Source organism: Corynebacterium lactis RW2-5, assembly GCF_001274895.1.
Classification (GTDB): Bacteria; Actinomycetota; Actinomycetes; order Mycobacteriales; family Mycobacteriaceae; genus Corynebacterium; species Corynebacterium lactis.
On the sequence record NZ_CP006841.1, the window covers coordinates 2,741,358 to 2,757,877 of the forward strand.

Genomic DNA, 16,520 nt, shown 5'->3' on the forward strand with positions numbered 1-16,520 from the left:
CAACCACCTATATAAATTGGAACCATGATTGCTATCCCCGTAATTGCGCTGGTTGTGGCTATTTGTGTGGCCGTGGTTGCGGGACTCGCCTGGTCGGCGAAGCTCCCGGGCAACAACTGGATTGGTATTCGCGCCCCCGAGGCTCGGAAGTCGCAGGAAAACTGGGATATTACGCACCGCGTCGCTGGCCCGCCGTGGGCTGTCTCGGCCGTCGCCTTCCTCGGCGCCGCCGCACTAGGCTTCCTGGCGGTTCGCCCGGAGGCTTCCGGCTGGCTGTGGCTCTGGTTCGCCGTGGCCGTACTCGGTGGCGTTGCCATGCTGGGCGTGGGTGCTGCGATTGGCTCGCACACAATCGCGCTTTACGACGCCAAGGTCGGCGCCGATTCCTCCGACTCCGGCTGTGGCTGCGGTGACGGCGGCTGTAGGGATGTCGGCGGCGATGACGGCGCAGGCGCTTCCTGCTCTGATCCGGCGGCAGACTGCGGTGTGGCCGGCGGTTGCTCCTCCTGCGGTCTGGAGGGAATGTGCACGGGAGGTGCCGGTACTGCCACCGGTGCCAGTGCCGGGGTCCCCAAGGAGGTAGACCTCGACGCTCTGCGCAAGGCCGCGCAGCAGCAGAAGTAGGACTCGAAAGTAACCGCGCGACTGCGGTAGTCGCGCAACTGCGCCAAACTCTCAAACGTGGCCCAGGTCACCCACTAGACTGAGTCCCTATGTGGCAACGAATTGTGAACTGGCGCCCTGACCCTCTCATCGTCGGTATCGTCGCTGCGGCGATACTGGCGATTATTTTTCCTGCTAGCGGCGGATTTGCCGTGGCGTTTTCGTGGGCGACAAAGATCGCCATCGGCTTTTTGTTCTTCCTCTACGGCGCGAGGCTCAGCCCGCAGGAGGCCCTCAATGGTCTGAAGCACTGGAAACTGCACTTGACCATTTTGGTGTTCACATTCGTGCTCTTCCCGGTCTTGGGTCTTGTGATGAAACCCCTGGACTGGGTTTTGAGCCCCGGCCTCTACCTGGGAATTTTGTACATGACGCTGGTGCCGTCCACGGTGCAGTCCAGCGTTAACTTCACCTCGATTGCCAAGGGCAATGTGGCCGGTGCGATTGTCAGTGCATCGGCGTCGAACCTACTTGGCATCGTGATTACGCCTGTGCTGGTCATGCTCTTGATGGCGACTGGCGGGGGAGTGAAGATCGACTCGTCGGTCTTCCTGGACATTTCCCTGCAGCTTCTGCTTCCGTTCACCATCGGCCAGCTGACCCGCCGCTGGACGTTTAAGTTTGCCGCTGCAAAGACGACGAAGAACGTCGACCGCATCTCCATTGCCATGGTGGTCTACGCCGCGTTCTCCGAGGGCATGGTTCAGGGGATTTGGTCCAAGGTCCCGGTGCTCGACATTCTGATTCTGATTGTCCTGTCCGTCGTCCTGGTCGAGTTCCTGCTGCGCCTGTCCGGTTTCGTCGCCACGAAGATGGGCTTCGACCGCGGCGACCGCCTGGCCATTCAGTTCTGTGGCTCGAAGAAGTCCCTGGCCACCGGGCTCCCCATGGCCGCTGTGATTTTCGGCGCCAGCGCCAGCCTCTACATTCTGCCGCTGATGATCTTCCACCAGATTCAGCTGATGATTTGCGCGGTCTACGCCGCCCGCTGGGGCAAGCAGGCCGAGCAAGAAAGGCAGGGCGAGCAGGGCGTGGCTGCATAGAGCGCGCCCTCCGCTCACCGCTGAACGCCCTGACCTCCAGCCACACATTCACCGACCGCCGGCCTCCTGCACAGGGGGCCGGCGCTCTATACTTGGGCGTCATAGAAGGACAGATACATCTATCCACGAAAGCGTGATTGCCTCATATGTCGAATCCCAATGCCCCGCAGTCGGACAATCAGCCGAACCCCGCGGCCCAGTCGCCAGAGTCCGCTGAGCAGCGCCAGCAGGAGCTAACGGCCATCAATGAGTTTTGGGCATGGTGGAATTCCTTCGGCGCCGATTCCCTCGATGCGATGTTCGCCCTGCAGCTCGGTGGTGAGGACGCACCGCAGGCCTCCGATGTGGAACTGATTGATATTCAGCAGGAGGTGGGTGGCCGCATCGCCGCGATTAATCCACGTCTCATCTGGGGTTTTGAGTCGGGGGCTCCGTACTCCCGCCATCTTTTCACCGTCAGCGCCGCGGGCGACCCGGAGCTGCGTCCGACTGCGCGCCGCTGGCTTGAGGCGGCGCCTGACGACAGCGCGGTGTGGTCTTTCACTGATCTCCGCCAGGCGGATCCGACGCTGAAGTTGGCTCTTGGTGAGGTTGCCTCCGCTCTTATCGCTTCCGGCGCACTCGATGCCGGGGCGCCTGCAGAGGTGGATCCAGCCGATGCCCGCGTCTCGGTAGCCCGTGGTCACGGCGCCGTGGATGTCCGCCTGTTCCACCCGCTATTCCCGGCGATTGCGCAGTTGGAGGACGGCGAGCGCTTGGTCGCTCAGTTGGGCTTCACGCTGCTGCAGCTCGCTCTTGGCGAGGAGGATTTCGGCCTGTGGCTGCGCGGTTTCGCCTTCGCGGGTGAGGAGCCGGACGGCGCCATCGGCCTGTCGGAGCTGAAGGGCGTCATCGAGGAGCTCGCTGAGAACTGTCCGGAGTGGCTGACCGTCGAGGCCGAGGCCAATGGCCAGCCGGTCCGCGTCGCCACCCGCGCTCCGATCACGCAGATGATTGCACCGACTATGACCCAGCATGTTCTCGTCCAGCTGATGCTCGCCCACCTCGATGATCAAGGCTTGCCGACGGATGCGTCCAAGGCTGCCATCGCGGAGTTCAACTCTGCGGCGGCCGAGGTCCTCGGCGAGGATAAGGGCATCTTCGTCGCTACCGAACACAGCGATGGCATGGCGCTGATGCACTTCTTCATCGACCCGGTTTCGGATGCCGAGGGGGGACTGCGGGCCGTCGCCGCGAAGTGGACAGAGGGCGAGCATGTCGTCGACATCGCCTACGATCCGGCCTGGCAGCGCGTCGGCCACCTGCGGGTCTAGTCGTCGCCCTCGCTCGACTGCTGTTCCTTTTCGGCCTTGCGGTACGCCCGCTCGGCAACGTTGAGGTCAAGCACAATTTCAAAGTTGTCCTTGACCGCCTCGGCGAATTGCTCGGGGCTGGCCAGTTCCCGTTCCCCCTCGAGCCCACGGAGCGTCAGGCCGCTCAAGGTGACCTTTTCGTCGTCAGTGTGAAGCGCATGACTGGCTGCTGCGTAAAGAAGTGGTCCGGGTGCTCTGAGTTGAAGAAGTTCGCCATCTCGATGTCGGCCTACGGCATGGGGTCCGTGCCGAAGCCCGCATCAATCAAGTAGTAGCCGTCGACGTCCACAGCAACCGCTCTTGCGGCTCCGCAGCCCGGCTGAATCCACAGGGCGTCATCGAAGCGCCTTGCGCACGCAGATTAGCTTCAACCACACAGCAACGGGTTTTCACGCGGGGGACGGAGAACGAGAATGAGACGCGGCCCGGGCTTTCGATCGTGAAGCTCTACATTGCCGACTACATGTTCAAGCACGGCAGCCCGGAAAACAAGGCGAAGGCCACCCAGATGATTCGCACCCCCGATGACGCAATCGCACCCTCCATCGGGGAATTCCTGCCCCTTGGCTAGACCCGAACCGGGAGCTGGCGGCGCTTGACTTGGTAGGCCGCCACTGCCAGGACAATTACCAAGCTAATCACCGCGAGCGTCGGCATGCCCCACGTCGTGACGACCGGGCCCGACAGGATGCCGCCGAGGGCACCGGCAATGTTCATCACCAGGTCAGAGCGGCCTTGGTACTTGGGGGCATCCCCGTCGGGGGCGGCGTCGGTAAGCATGGCTGAGGAGGTCACCAGCGCGGCGGACCAGCCCAACCCGAGCGCGACTAGGGCTATGATGACGGCGAGCTGATTGCCTCCGACGAAGATGAGCAGAAGCGTCGAGGCGATCAGTAGGGCAGTGCCGATGCGCAGCGTGTTCATGCGGCCGATCTTGTCGGCGAGCATGCCGAAGACGGGGGAGAGGCCGTACATTCCGAGGATGTGCAGACTGATGGTCAGGCCGATAATCTGCAGCGCAACGCCGTGGCCCTTCATGTGCACCGCGGTCATCGACATCAGCGCCACCATGGTGAAGTGTGCGGCCGCGAGGAAGACAATCGGATACGCGGTACCCGGAGCGAAGTCGTCTCCGAAGCTACGTAGCGACGCCCATAGCGAGGGTTTGGCCGCGCCCTTGTTGGCGGCGCCGTCCGGGCGCGGGATGCGAAGTCCGAAGGCGATAATCGCCAGGGCGATAACCTGGGCGATAAGCACGATGACATAGGTGCCGGAGTAGTCACTAAGCCCCAGCGCGCGGCCAGTCTCGGAGCCGAGCGGCAGGAGGTTCGGGCCGGCGACCGCACCAATCGTCGTCGACCACACGACGAGTGAGATGTTGCGGCCGCGATTAGCCACCGTGGACACATCGGCGGCAGCGAAGCGCACCTGGAAACCCGCGGCGATGGACGCGCCGATGAACACGAATGCGCCCAGAAGAAGTGCGAACTGGGCCGTTTCGGCCGCGACAATTGCAAGCGCCGCGCCGACGATGGCAATTACGGTGCCCAGGCTCAAGGAGAAAACGCGCCCTCGAGTGCCGACCATTTTCGCCAGCGGGATTGCGAAAATCGCCGCGCCGACCGTGCTCATGGTCGCGCCGAGCCCGCCTGCGATTTGCCCTCCCAGCTGTGCAGCAATCAAACTGCCGATGGCGATAGTGGAGCCATTGGCAAGGCCCAACATGATTTGCAGTGCGATGAGCGCCCAAATCACCTGCCGGATCTTTCTCTGATCCAGTTTTTGCACTTTTTACTTCCTTATTTGCCCGAATGCGAAAATTGTTACGTTGTCAACAAAAGCGTTAACAACGGGCACAACGCGGAATTAATGGCACTCATTCCCAATTTCGAGAATGCCTAGCGCGGAGGGCACATCCTGAAGGGGGGCCAGGCTCACCCCGGGGCAGGCTCAAACTCGGAGAGAGATCAGGCCTGTTCGATGAGATCCGCAACTCCGTTAATGCCCACGTCGGTGAGGTGGAAGTAAATCTCGTTTTCCGCCGGGACATCGATGCCCGCTGCGACCCAACGTTCGGCATCGGGGCCGCAGGAGTTCTTACCTGCGCTTGCAGCGCGGGCGTCGACTACTCCAAGCCCCTTCGCCTCGGCGACCTGCCGGGCGCGCGCCTCAAGGCGATCCTCGGCCAGTTTCACGGGAAACGCGGGAATCGTCATCGGCATCTTCGAATCCGGGGCGACGCGCAGTGGACACACCAGCCCCAACGGCCCCTCGGCGATGACAGGGTAGGTGACCATGGAAATCTTTGCGCCCGGCGCGATGGAGCGAATCTTATCGATCTGCTCCGATACCTGCGCCACGTAATCGGCGTCCTTGCTGGCCGGAAGGTTCTCCGGCGAAGCCACATCGTTGAAACCTATATTGATGAAGACCCGCGAGTTATCGGATACGCGCCCCTGCGCCACGAGCTCGTCAACCTGCTCGTTGAGATCTTCAATGCGGTCTTGCTTCTTCAGAATTCCCGCACCGGCGCAGGTGAAGTCGTAGACCTCGTGGCCGCGACTCTGCAGGGTCGCCCCGACTGTGTTTTCCGAGTGCGCGCAATTGGGCAGATACTCCGAGTTCATCGGCGCCTGAACTGACTCGGTACCGGGGCTCGCAGCCAGGCCGGGCACCGGGCCGAATCCCTTAGTCAGAATCTGGGCGTAGGCGGGGTTTGCCAGCACGGAGTCTCCGAGGAGCACAATCGACCCCTGCTCGGTAGCAGCTGATGCCTCCGGAGCCGCCTGACCTCCAGCCTGGATGAGCGCGGATGCGCTGAATACGGCCGCGAGGGCAATGGATGCGGTACGGGTACGGTTCTTCACGGGAGTTCGTGGTGCCTTCCGTCGGGAGTACTTCTATGTGCTCACGTCAACAACATCGGAGAGCGCCCCCAAGCATGACATATGTGAAGCCCCACCACGAATCAATTGGGAAAACAGCCACTATTGCCCTCCCCGCGTCGGCACCGGCTAAGCCATCACCACACCAGGTTGACCAGCACCATATAAAGGGCTGTTCCGACGAAAATCGACAGAACCGCGTTTCGCCGCCACCAGTGCAAAAATACAGTCACTACCAGTGCCAATGGCGCGGCCCAGACCGCCCCGGGATCACCCTGCCCACCTGATAGCCCCACCCGGCCAAAAACCGTGTAGACGACCAGCGCCACCATCACCCCCACAGGCATGGTCACCCCGAGGAATTGAAACAGCGTCGAACCTTTCAGAACCCGCACGAAGGTGAACGGCAGGGCCCGCAACGTCACCGTTACTGCACCCATCACCAATAGCGCCACCAGAACGTATCCGGCCGAAGGTATCGCCGTCATCGCGCATCACCCGCGCTTTCGCCAAAACCCGAGCCCGCTCTCCGCCCGCTTGCCGACGCCATGCGCAACGCATTATCCACCTTCGGCGACCAGACCCGCACAAGGAGCAAAGCAAAGTAGAGCACGAGGCCGATCACCAGCATCTGACCTGGATTGACGAGCCAGCCAAGCAGGGTGCACGCAATTGCGGAAATAGGCAACGACCAGTCGCGGGAGGTCTCAAATGCGTCCATCGCCAACACTGCGAAAAGGGCGACCAGAGCGAATTCCGCGCCCTTTATGCCCTCCGGCAACGCGGCCCCTGTGACGGCGCCGACGATGCCCGACCCGACCCAAAGAACCTGGCACAGCAACTGAATAGTCAGCAGACGGACGCCCGTTATTTTCTCCGCGGGACCAGTCGCAGAGACGATGGCATACGACTCGTCGGTAAGCGCGTAGGTGGAGTAGGCGCGGCCGAGGCGGGAGCGGACCAGGTGCCGGGGGAAGGTCAGCCCATAGAAGATGTGCCGGAAATTGACCATGAAAGAGGTCACGGCGGCACCGATCAGGCCGGTATGCGCCATGACCAGGCCGACGGCGAGGAACTCCATGGAACCGGCGTAGACGATCACCGAGAAGATCGGCGCCCACCACCAGGCGAAGCCAGTCTGCGCGACGAGCAATCCGAACGCCAAGCCCAAGGGGACGAGCCCCATTCCGACGGGCAGCGTCTGGCGGATTCCAGCAGCGATGTCGTTCTTCGTATCCAAAAGCGAGTTGTTCCTGGTCTGGGTTAGTTGTCGCGCACGTCCACCGGGTAGGTGCCGTAGAGGGGCAGCGGCCAGGGCTGGCGGCGCAGGCAGTCGCCCCAGATGTCGGCGGCGGCTGGAGCGAGCACGTCGGAGGGCAGCGCGGGGGCGACATACCAGTCGCCGCGGTCAATCTCCTCGTCGAGCTGTCCGGGCTCCCAGCCCGCGTAGCCCGCGAAGATGCGGGCGCCGTCGAGGCTGCCCTTGACCAGCTCCGGCTCAATGCCCAGGTTGATCAGCGCGAAACGGTGGGCGATGCGCTCCATGAAGGGCGCGCCAGTGACATCGTCGGTGCCCTCGGGAAGCTCCGCGCCGCCGCGCACCACACCCACGCAGATGGGCTGGTTTTGGTTCAACGGCCCGCCGATGTAGAGCACCGGGGGCTTCGACATCAGCGGTGCCCACGGCTCCAGCACGTTATGCACCGGGGTCTGCGAGCGCTGTGTCAGGTCGACGCCCAGGGTGCCGTGCTCGTCGTGCTCAACAAGGAAGATGACCGAGCGGGCGAACTCCGGCGATGCCATTCCCGGCGCCGCGAGCAGCAGCATGCCGGCCGCCGGGGTGCCGCGCTCCAGGCTGGAAAAGAGCCTGTCACCGTAGAGATTCTCGGGGTTAAGCGCCATCGTGCTGCTCCTTTTCCTCCTGCTCGTGCCACCACTTCTTCAGCGCCAGAATCGCGTCCTCGCGCTCCATCGGCCCGGACTCCAGCCGCAGTTCCTTCAAGTAGTTCCACGCCTGGCCAACCTGCTTGCCGGGCTGGAGGTCGAGAATCTCCATGATCTCGTTGCCGTCGAGGTCCGGCCGCACGCGGGCGAGGTCTTCCTTCTCCGCAAGCTCCACGATTCGCTCTTCCAAGCTGTCGCAGGCCCGGGCCAGTCGCGCTGCTTTACGACGGTTCCTCGTTGTGCAGTCGGCGCGCACGATTTTGTTCAGTCGCTCCAGCAGATCGCCTGCGTCGGTAACGTAGCGGCGAACGGCGGAGTCCGTCCACTTGCCCTCACCGTAGCCGTGGAAGCGCATGTGCAGGTAGACCAGCTGCGAAATCTCCTGAATCGTCTTCTTGGGGAACTTCAGCTTCTTCAACCTGCGCCGAACCAGCTTCGATCCGACAACTTCGTGCTGGTAGAAGGTCACGTTTCCCTGCTCGTTGTAGGAGCGCGTCGCGGGCTTGCCACAGTCGTGCAGCAGCGCTGCCCAGCGCAGCACCAGGTCCGGCTCGCCGGGCGCCTCCTGGTCGATGGCCTGCCGCATGACCTGCAGGGAGTGCTGGTAGACGTCCTTGTGCTGGCGGTGCTCGTCCTGGGTCATCTTCATATCGGAAATCTCCGGGATGACCAGGTCGGCCAGCCCGGAATCGACCATGAGGTCGATGCCGCGGCTGGGATCTGCGCCGCCGATAAGCTTGTTGAGCTCCACGGTGATGCGCTCGACGGTAATCCGCTCGATTTCGTCGGCCATCTCGTTCAGCGCCTCACGCACCCGTGGCGCCACGTCGAAGCCGAGCTGGGAGGAAAAGCGGCAGGCGCGCAGCATACGCAGCGGATCGTCGCCGAAGCTGACCTCCGGCGCGCCCGGGGTGTCGAGCACTCCGGCCACGCAGTCCTCGAAGCCGCCCAGCGGATCGAGGAAGGTGCGGCTGCCGTCGCCGTGCAGCTCGACGGCGATTGCGTTACAGCGGAAATCGCGGCGTACCAGGTCTCCCTCGAGGGTGTCGCCGAAGGTGACTTCGGGGTTGCGGCTGACCTGGTCGTAGGTGTCCGCGCGGAAGGTCGTGATTTCTACCTGGCGGCCGTGCCGCTCCGCGGAGAGCGTACCGAACTCGATGCCGGTGTCCCAGACGACATCCGCCCATGCATCCAGAATCTCGCGAGTCGCCTCGGGGCGGGCATCAGTGGTGAAGTCCAGGTCCTCGCCCAAGCGCCCGAGCAGCGCGTCGCGGACGGACCCTCCAACGAGGTAGAGGTGGTAACCCGCCTCGGAGAACGCGGCGGCCAGCGAGTCGAGGATATCGGACTCCTTGCCGATGGCCTGGTCCGCGGCGGCGAGCATGGCCATCCTGCGGACCTTCGGATCAACCGCGTCGGCGCCACCCGTGGCACCCTGCGGCCCCACGCCTTCCGGCTGCCGGTCGCTTGCTGATGAAGGAGTCGATTGTGTCACGCTGGACACAATACCCGCTTATACCTATACAACCGGTAGTCTAAGGGGAATGAGCAACGTGGAACGCAAAGACAATTCGGGGGCACAGGGTCGCCGCCGCCGTCGGCGTCCGCGCAGAAGGGGAGGGGCATCCTCCGCAGCCAGCAATAAGATTGCGGCGAACAGCGAAAACACCAATTCGCAGGACACCTCGTCCTCCTCGCGAAACTCGAAGCAGGCGAAACCGAACAAACCAGGTAAACCGGTTAAGCAGTCCTCGAAATCCTCGGGGTCGAAATCATCCCGCTCGAGCTCGTCTCGCTCGAATGCGTCCCGTTCGGCAGGTTCACGTTCCGGGCGCCCGAACCGTCAGGGTGGCGCGGGCCGCTCAGGGCGCCGTCGTAACGCACAGACCCGCAAGCCGAACAATCGCCGCCAGTCGGGGGCGAGGTCGCAGGCGTCGGCACCTACCTACACCTCGATTGAGACCTCGGCGGGCGGACTTGTGGTGTCGGGCCTGGCCGAGGCGGTGCGACAGGAAGACGTCGACCTCTCGCGCATCTACGTGGCCCTCATCGGTCGGCTCGACCGGCGCGGCAGGCTGCTGTGGTCCATGCCGAAGGGACATGTGGAGCCGGGCGAGGCGTTCGACTCGACGGCCGAGCGCGAAGTGTGGGAGGAAACCGGTGTCCACGGCGAGGTCATCGAGGAACTCGGTGTCATCGACTACTGGTTCATCTCCGACGGAAAGCGGATTCACAAGACTGTGCACCACCACCTTCTGCGCTTCGTCGACGGAGACCTAAACGACGAAGACCCCGAGGTCACAGAGGTGATGTGGGTCCCGGTGGACACCCTCGTCGAGCGTCTGGCGTACGCGGACGAACGCAAACTGGCCCGGCGGGCCCTTGGGATGATTCCTGATCTCGCACGCGCGGAAAAGGCGACCGGCCGCGCCACCCCGAGGTGATTCGCCATGGCAGCACAGCGCCTGAGAAGGAAGGCCCTCGCGGCAACGATTGCCGCTCTCGTGTGCGCTCCGGCGTTCGCCCCGACTGCGGGGGCGCAGTCTTCGGAGACTTGGGGCATCGAGTCCAACCGTATCGGCACTGACTCCCCCGTCAGTGCGTCGATTTCGCAGGTCACACCCCAGGTTCCCCGCCTGGATGGCACCTTGCGCATCCGGCTGCAGGTCCGCAACACCTCCGAGCGGGATGTCTCTAATCTCGTGCTGCGAATGCAGCGGGCTAAGGCGCTGTCCAGCGCCGCTGAAGCCCGCACCGCTCTCGCTGAGCCAGAGGCCGCATACGATGTCGCGGGCGACTTCAGCGAGCCTATCGACCTGAAGCCCGGCGAGGTCCGCGATATCACGCTGTCCACGCCCGTTTCGGCTCCCGCGCCCGAGGGCCTGGGCATCACCGAGCCGGGGACTTACCCGCTGCTCATTAACGTCAATGGTCAGCCCGCCGACGATATCGATCGCCTGCTGAAGGAGACGCGCATCCTCCTTCCGGTCGGGGCCGCGCCCGAATCTCCCGAATCTCCCGGGTCTCTCGCCCCCGCTGACCCTGCTGACTCTTCCGACTCCTCCGAGCCAGATTCGCTTGCCGACGGCACGGACAACACCCCCGAGCCGACGAAGCCGGTGCCCATGTCACTGATCTGGCCCATCAGCCAGCCAGTACCGCTGGTCGGCGGGGAGACCGGCGACGCCCCCGGCGCCCCGGATCTTATTCTCACCAACGATTCCCTGGCCGATTCGCTGCGCCCAGGCGGCCACCTCGATGGCCTGGTGTCCTCCCTGGAGAAGGGTTTTTCCACGGCGACGGGGCCTCAGCTGCGCAGCTCGACGTGCATTGCTATCGATCCGGAGACTCTCGATGCCGTGGCTCGGATGACCCACGACTACTGGATTGGCGTGGAGCGCCCAAGCCCGGTCCAGGCTTCGCAGCGCCTCCGCGATTCCTGGGGCAGCAATACCGATATCGATTTGCGCAAGGTGTCCGCCAGTCAGGACGCGGCGAAGTGGCTGGATCGACTGCGTGCGCTCGCGGCCGACACCTGCGTCATCTCTCTGCCTTGGGCCTCTGCGGACGTCAGCGCCATAGCGAGGGTCGGTGACGAGGACCTGGCAATGGAGGCGCTCGCAGCAGGCACAGAGACGATTCGCAATCACCTCTCGGCGGAATCGCTGCCGGGTGTGCAATTGCCGCCGGAGGGCTTCGTGACGTCGGAAAGCGTGCCCCTGTATGCGAGGGCGAGCGCGCAGACTCCGCTGAGCACAGATGCGGCCTTCGAGCAGCGGCTGCAGTCAGGGAGTACGAGCGCAACGGTTCCCCCGGCGTCGGCCGACGCGACCTTCGCTATGGTGGCGAATAACACCTTAACCAGGCAGGACGGCGCTCCTCTTGCGGCCGGAGAGTCGGGGGCCATGCCGGGCGGGGGACGCTCCTTCGCCCTTCCAGGAGCCCTCACCGCGGCACTGGCCGCGACGGGAGACGACCCGCAGACGGCCTCGTACAGCAATGTCATCGGCCGCCACGATTTCCGTGCGGACTCCGGCATCGCGCGCATGCAATCGGCCGTCGGCACTCTCTACCAGGAGCTTTCCGACGCCTCCCGCTCCCCGGAGTCCGGCGCGATTGTGGCCTCGCCGCCGGCGGGCTGGAACCCGTCTCCGGCGGAGGCCGCAAAGTGGATTGAGGCTGTGCGCACAGCGATGGATTCGCCCGAGGCCGACGGCATCGCGCTGAACCAGGCCTTGGCCGACTCGGCAAAGCACAATGATGCCGGCCCGGTGCAGCTGACCCCACCCTCTGCGGATCCCGCTCCCGTTTCGGATTCCGACATCGAGACGGCCCAGTTGGCCGCCCGCGAGATTTCGGATCTGACGAAGATTATGGCCAACGATCCCTTCGTTGCCCTGACTCGCTATGGCTTCACGCGCCCGCTGCGCCGCGACGTGCTGCGTTCGCTCACCACACAGGGGCGCCGCAGTATCGCCCTGTCGTCTCAGGTACAAAAGCGCGGCGAGGACCTGCGCAACGCCGCCCTGACGATGACTCGGCGCCTGCGCAATTCGGTGACACTGGTGGCCCCGGGCGGTGTCTACACCCGGGCAACCGACCTGTCGCCCGTTATTGTCCTGGCCCGTAACGGGCTGCCCCTGCCTGTCCCCTCGTTCGTCCGGGTCGCCGCGGGCGACGTCGTGATGGAGGAGAAATACGAGGCATCGATTCCAGCTAAAGGGTCGGTGACCGTGCAGTTGAGCCCCGCTGGCAAGGGCGAGGATGCTAAATCGGACTCGGGGGCGGTATCCGCCGCGCGCTCCGCGCACCACCTGACGCTGTGGCTGGAGTCGCCAAGCGGACTTCCGATTTCTCAGTCCGTGAAGATTTCCGTGCAATCGGGCGTCTCGGTCGGCTTTTTGCTTATCGCGACGGTCGGCGTCGTCGCTGTTGGAGGATTTTTTGCGGCGAAACGTTCGCGCACCTTTCGGAAGTAAGCCTCCTTATAGGCAACAATGGATGTGTGACTGATTCAGAAGCGCATAAATCTGGACTTCGCGGGCGCATACGAAGGCCCGCTCCGCCGGCCCCTGTGCCGGCAGCTCGCCGGTCCGCGGAGTCCGAGCCTGCAGAGTCGGCGCCCGACCTCACCTCGGTGAGGAATCGCGTACGGCGCAAGCCCTCACCGGATGCCGGCCCGACTGATCCGAAGGCTGCCGGGGCGGCTCGTACTGCCGGGGCAGTCGCGACGTCCGGTGCGGCATCCAGCTCGACGGCCACGGCTGCAAGGGGGGAGAAGGGACAACAGTCCGACTCCGATGTGGTCGCCTCCACCGGTTCAATGGCGATTGCGACGCTAATCTCCCGCATCACCGGATTTTTGCGCAACCTTCTCATCGGCGCGACGATGGGTCCGGCTATCGCCTCGGCCTTCAACGTCGCGAACACGCTGCCTAACCTCATCACCGAAATCGTTCTCGGCGCGGTCCTGACCTCTCTCGTGGTGCCGGTTCTGGTCCGCGCAGAGAAGGAAGACCCGGACCGCGGCGCCGCGTTCATCCGAAGACTTTTGACAGTGTCCCTGTCGCTGCTGGCGGTGGTCACCATCGCCGCCGTAATCGGGGCACCTTTCCTTACGACGCTCAGCCTGAACGAAGATGGTAAGGTCAACGTCCCCCTGGCCACTGCGTTCGCCTTCCTTTTGCTGCCGCAGATTATCTTCTACGGCATCTTCGCCCTGCTCATGGCGGTGCTCAACACCAAGGGCATCTTCAAGCCAGGAGCCTGGGCGCCGGTGGCCAACAATGTCGTCGCAATCACGACCCTCCTGCTCTATTGGCAGCTTCCCGGCAGTATTCCCACCGATTCCGCGGGCGTCCTGACCGACCCGCACATTCTGCTTCTCGGTCTCGGTACGACGCTGGGCGTGGTCGTACAGGCCGTAATCATGATTCCGTACCTGCGCAAGGCGGGCATCGACCTGCGACCGCTGTGGGGGATCGATGACCGCATCAAGCAGTTCTCCGGAATGGGCATCGCCATTGTCACCTACGTGGCAATCTCCCAGGCCGGCTACTTCATCACCACCCAGATTGCGTCCTCGGCTTCCGAAGCCGCCCCGACAATCTACCAGCAGGCCTGGCTCCTACTGCAGGTCCCGTACGGCATCATCGGCGTAACCCTGCTGACCGCGATTATGCCCCGGCTTTCCCGCAATGCCGCCGATGGTAACGACAAGGCTGTGGTCCGGGACCTTTCCGTCGGCACGCGCCTAACCATGATCGCCCTGGTTCCGATCGTGGCTTTCTTCACCGCATTCGGCCGGCCCATCGCAATTGGCCTGTTCGCGTACCTGGAGTTCCCGCAGCACACTGCCGAGATTCTCGGCTGGACGCTTTCCTTCTCCGCGTTCTCGCTGATTCCTTACGCAATTGTGCTGCTGCACCTTCGCGTGTTCTACGCCCGCGAGGAGGCGTGGACGCCGACGTTCATCATCCTCGGCATCACCATAGTCAAGGTGATTCTTTCCTACCTGGCGCCGATTCTGGCCTCCAACCTGGAGACGGTAGTCGTGCTGCTCGGCGCGGCCAACGGCTTCGGTTTCGTCGCCGGCGCGATTATCGGCTTCCTGCTGCTGCGCCGCCAACTCGGCCACCTGGACAGCAAGGCGACCATCAAGACGGTGGCGTGGTCACTTGGCGCCTCGCTGGCCGGCGTGTTCGTGGCCACCCTCGTCTACATTTTCACCGACTCTGCGGTGTTCGACTTCTTTGGCTCCTTCGGCTTCTTCCTGCGCACCTGCATCACGGGCGTTGTCTTCCTCGTCGGTACCGGCATTGTCCTGGCACAGGCACCGCTTGCCGAAGTCCGCGTTCTCGGCGGTTTCCTCGGCCGCATTCCGGGCCTGCGCCGTTTCGCCCCGAAGCCGCACGCGGCGGACGACGCTATGGAGGACCGCGAGGCCATGGAGCGCGAGCAGGGCTTCGCAGCCGACGCGTTCTCCATCTCGCCGGCGAGCCTCATCGGCGAGTCCACTGGTCTCGCCAACGAGGGCTTCACTGCCTCGCCGCTGCTGCCTCCGATGCCGACCGAAGGCTCCCGCCCCGTCCGCTACGTTCCGGGCGAGATGGTCTCCGGCGGTCGCTTCCGCCTGCGTTCCGAGGTCGCCACTTACCCAGGTCTGCGCCTGTGGCGCGCCATGGACATGGGCGATCCCGACCACGGCGATGTCGCCCTCATTTTCGTCGACACCATCACGCTGCCGTACCGTGGAGGATTGCCCTCTGACGCTGCAGCGAAGATCGCGAATACCACCAACGAGCTGCGCAGTCTCGCCGGCACCGGTATGTCGCGCATCCACAGTGTCGCCAAGACCCGTACCGAGGTGCTCATCGCCGCTGACTGGACCTCGAGCGTCGGCGCTAACCTGCTCGAGCAGGCCGCCCACCCGGATGCCCTCGCGCTTGCGGCGGTTCACCTCGCCGAGGTCGTCGCCGATGCCCACGAGTCCGGCCGTGTCCTCGGCCTCGACGACAAGCCTGAGCGCCTGCGCATCAGCGGCGACGGCCACCTCTTCGACGCTTTCCCCGTCGTGCTTCCCGACGCCTCCCGCGCCTCCGATTACCGTGCGCTCGTCTCCGCCACCGCCTCGCTTTTCGACGGCATCTCCCACGTCCCGCAGGACATCCGCGACGCCATTGCGAAGGCGCGTGCCGCGGACCCGGACAACCCGAATTCCGAGGTGTCCCCGGCTCGCACGCTCGCCGAGGACCTGCGGCGCGCTGCACTGGGCCCGGAATCCTCGGAGTTCCCGACCATCCGTACCGACGGCTCCTCCGACGACGGCACCTCTGCGGGCTCGAAGCCGGGCCTGGTCCGCCGCGTTGCGGGCCGCACCCGGGCTTTCAGTACCGGTGCAATGGTTGTCGGTGTCGTGATTGTCGGCGCCGTCGTCGCCGGTGCCGTCTTCGGTCTGGTCAATCGCTCCTCCGATGCCCCGATTACGCCCGACTCTGTTCGCCGCGGTCCGGCGGCCGCGCAGAAGGCCGCCGAGGGACTCGGGGCTGCGCTGCCAATCCGCGCCGCGACTGAGTGGCAACCGGACACCCCGAATCCGGAGGCCGGACCGGATAATCCGGATAACGCCAAGCTGACCATCGATAAGGACCCGAATTCCTTCTGGGCCACTTCTACGTACCTGTCCCAGTTCGGCACCGAACCAACCGCATTCAAGCCGGGAGTGGGCATCCTCGTCAGCTTGTCCGATCCGTCCAGTCCCCATCACGTTCAACTCGTCGCCACGCGCGGCGCGAAGTTCGAGATTAGGGGTCTGAAGGACCCGTCGTCCACAAACCTGGATGACACCGTTGTCCTTGGTTCGGGCACAATCGGCGCGGGTACGACCACGATTCCCGTCGATTCGAAGGGGCAGAAGTGGACGGAATTGGTCATCTTCGTCAAGGAGATGCCGAGGGCTCGTGACTCTTTGCGCGACCTTTCCGTCGACGAGATTAATGAGGGTCGAAAGGACGCCCTCGTCGGTGACTCCGATCTCGCCGATTCCGCGCCGGATCAGTTGGTTCCGGTCGCGATTGGCAACATTGAGGTGCTGGACTAGCGGCCTCTGAGATCCGGAAAACTGACATCGCCGA

15 protein-coding genes are annotated in these 16,520 nt (G+C 64.1%); 8 read left to right on the forward strand and 7 right to left on the reverse strand.

Annotated features, from left to right (window positions below):
- Positions 1 to 24: 24 nt before the first annotated feature.
- The 3 genes from CLAC_RS12025 to CLAC_RS12035 all read left to right on the forward strand — a co-directional run bounded on the left by CLAC_RS12025 (position 25) and on the right by CLAC_RS12035 (position 3,019).
- Complete coding sequence (locus tag CLAC_RS12025) at positions 25 to 624, forward strand: SdpI family protein (RefSeq protein WP_053413115.1); 600 nt, start codon at positions 25 to 27, stop codon at positions 622 to 624.
- Positions 625 to 713: 89 nt separating this feature from the next.
- On the forward strand, positions 714 to 1,706 hold the full coding sequence (locus CLAC_RS12030; protein ID WP_053413116.1) for a bile acid:sodium symporter family protein: 993 nt from the start codon (positions 714 to 716) through the stop codon (positions 1,704 to 1,706).
- Positions 1,707 to 1,852: 146 nt separating this feature from the next.
- Positions 1,853 to 3,019 carry a DUF695 domain-containing protein gene (locus CLAC_RS12035; RefSeq protein ID WP_053413117.1) on the forward strand — a complete coding sequence of 389 codons (1,167 nt, stop codon included), beginning with the start codon at positions 1,853 to 1,855 and terminating at the stop codon, positions 3,017 to 3,019.
- Here the strand turns inward: CLAC_RS12035 and CLAC_RS12775 are convergent.
- On the reverse strand, positions 3,016 to 3,186 hold the full coding sequence (locus tag CLAC_RS12775) for a hypothetical protein (RefSeq protein WP_156324858.1): 171 nt from the start codon (positions 3,184 to 3,186) through the stop codon (positions 3,016 to 3,018). The genes CLAC_RS12035 and CLAC_RS12775 overlap by 4 nt on opposite strands.
- Before the next feature lie 21 nt (positions 3,187 to 3,207).
- Here CLAC_RS12775 and CLAC_RS13080 point away from each other — a divergent pair, with 21 nt between their 5' ends.
- Together CLAC_RS13080 and CLAC_RS13105 are read left to right on the forward strand one after the other, a co-directional pair.
- Complete coding sequence (locus CLAC_RS13080) at positions 3,208 to 3,330, forward strand: hypothetical protein (RefSeq protein ID WP_281175554.1); 123 nt, start codon at positions 3,208 to 3,210, stop codon at positions 3,328 to 3,330.
- 167 nt (positions 3,331 to 3,497) lie between these two features.
- Positions 3,498 to 3,629: a hypothetical protein gene (locus CLAC_RS13105; RefSeq protein ID WP_342669457.1), complete on the forward strand. Its 132-nt coding sequence runs from the start codon at positions 3,498 to 3,500 to the stop codon at positions 3,627 to 3,629.
- Here the strand turns inward: CLAC_RS13105 and CLAC_RS12040 are convergent.
- From CLAC_RS12040 to CLAC_RS12065, 6 genes are all read right to left on the reverse strand, one after another.
- Entirely contained in the window at positions 3,626 to 4,846 is a 1,221-nt protein-coding gene (locus CLAC_RS12040) for an MFS transporter (protein ID WP_053413118.1), read from the reverse strand. The two genes, CLAC_RS13105 and CLAC_RS12040, sit on opposite strands and share 4 nt — an antisense overlap.
- A gap of 179 nt (positions 4,847 to 5,025) precedes the next feature.
- On the reverse strand, positions 5,026 to 5,925 hold the full coding sequence (locus CLAC_RS12045) for a GDSL-type esterase/lipase family protein (RefSeq protein WP_053413119.1): 900 nt from the start codon (positions 5,923 to 5,925) through the stop codon (positions 5,026 to 5,028).
- Positions 5,926 to 6,080: 155 nt separating this feature from the next.
- Entirely contained in the window at positions 6,081 to 6,431 is a 351-nt protein-coding gene (locus CLAC_RS12050) for a branched-chain amino acid transporter permease (RefSeq protein WP_053413120.1), read from the reverse strand.
- Positions 6,428 to 7,129 carry an AzlC family ABC transporter permease gene (locus tag CLAC_RS12055; protein ID WP_053413452.1) on the reverse strand — a complete coding sequence of 234 codons (702 nt, stop codon included), beginning with the start codon at positions 7,127 to 7,129 and terminating at the stop codon, positions 6,428 to 6,430. The genes CLAC_RS12050 and CLAC_RS12055 overlap by 4 nt, the downstream gene beginning before the upstream one ends.
- A 77-nt stretch (positions 7,130 to 7,206) precedes the next feature.
- A complete protein-coding gene (locus tag CLAC_RS12060; RefSeq protein ID WP_053413121.1) occupies positions 7,207 to 7,845 on the reverse strand; it encodes a YqgE/AlgH family protein in 639 nt (212 codons plus the stop codon).
- Positions 7,835 to 9,271, reverse strand: a complete 1,437-nt coding sequence (locus tag CLAC_RS12065; RefSeq protein ID WP_053413453.1) for a CCA tRNA nucleotidyltransferase — start codon at positions 9,269 to 9,271, stop codon at positions 7,835 to 7,837. Before CLAC_RS12065 ends, CLAC_RS12060 begins: the two co-directional genes overlap by 11 nt.
- Before the next feature lie 160 nt (positions 9,272 to 9,431).
- Here CLAC_RS12065 and CLAC_RS12070 point away from each other — a divergent pair, with 160 nt between their 5' ends.
- From CLAC_RS12070 to CLAC_RS12080, 3 genes are read left to right on the forward strand one after another with little or no spacing between them, the layout of a single operon-like run.
- The gene (locus CLAC_RS12070; RefSeq protein WP_211255359.1) at positions 9,432 to 10,331 is read left to right on the forward strand and encodes an NUDIX hydrolase; all 900 of its coding nucleotides are present in this window, start codon (positions 9,432 to 9,434) and stop codon (positions 10,329 to 10,331) included.
- A 6-nt stretch (positions 10,332 to 10,337) separates the two neighbouring features.
- Complete coding sequence (locus tag CLAC_RS12075) at positions 10,338 to 12,866, forward strand: hypothetical protein (protein WP_053413122.1); 2,529 nt, start codon at positions 10,338 to 10,340, stop codon at positions 12,864 to 12,866.
- A 26-nt stretch (positions 12,867 to 12,892) separates the two neighbouring features.
- A complete protein-coding gene (locus tag CLAC_RS12080; RefSeq protein ID WP_053413123.1) occupies positions 12,893 to 16,486 on the forward strand; it encodes a murein biosynthesis integral membrane protein MurJ in 3,594 nt (1,197 codons plus the stop codon).
- Positions 16,487 to 16,520: the final 34 nt, after the last annotated feature.

Bases quoted from the DNA above. Each gene is read 5' to 3' on its own strand.
- CLAC_RS12025 (WP_053413115.1), top strand. From the start codon at position 25: ATGATTGCTATCCCCGTAATTGCGCTGGTTGTGGCTATTTGTGTGGCC.
- CLAC_RS12030 (WP_053413116.1), top strand. From the start codon at position 714: ATGTGGCAACGAATTGTGAACTGGCGCCCTGACCCTCTCATCGTCGGT.
- CLAC_RS12035 (WP_053413117.1), top strand. From the start codon at position 1,853: ATGTCGAATCCCAATGCCCCGCAGTCGGACAATCAGCCGAACCCCGCG.
- CLAC_RS12050 (WP_053413120.1), bottom strand. From the start codon at position 6,431: ATGACGGCGATACCTTCGGCCGGATACGTTCTGGTGGCGCTATTGGTG.
- CLAC_RS12055 (WP_053413452.1), bottom strand. From the start codon at position 7,129: ATGGGGCTCGTCCCCTTGGGCTTGGCGTTCGGATTGCTCGTCGCGCAG.
- CLAC_RS12060 (WP_053413121.1), bottom strand. From the start codon at position 7,845: ATGGCGCTTAACCCCGAGAATCTCTACGGTGACAGGCTCTTTTCCAGC.
- CLAC_RS12065 (WP_053413453.1), bottom strand. From the start codon at position 9,271: ATGCTCGCCGCCGCGGACCAGGCCATCGGCAAGGAGTCCGATATCCTC.
- CLAC_RS12070 (WP_211255359.1), top strand. From the start codon at position 9,432: ATGAGCAACGTGGAACGCAAAGACAATTCGGGGGCACAGGGTCGCCGC.
- CLAC_RS12075 (WP_053413122.1), top strand. From the start codon at position 10,338: ATGGCAGCACAGCGCCTGAGAAGGAAGGCCCTCGCGGCAACGATTGCC.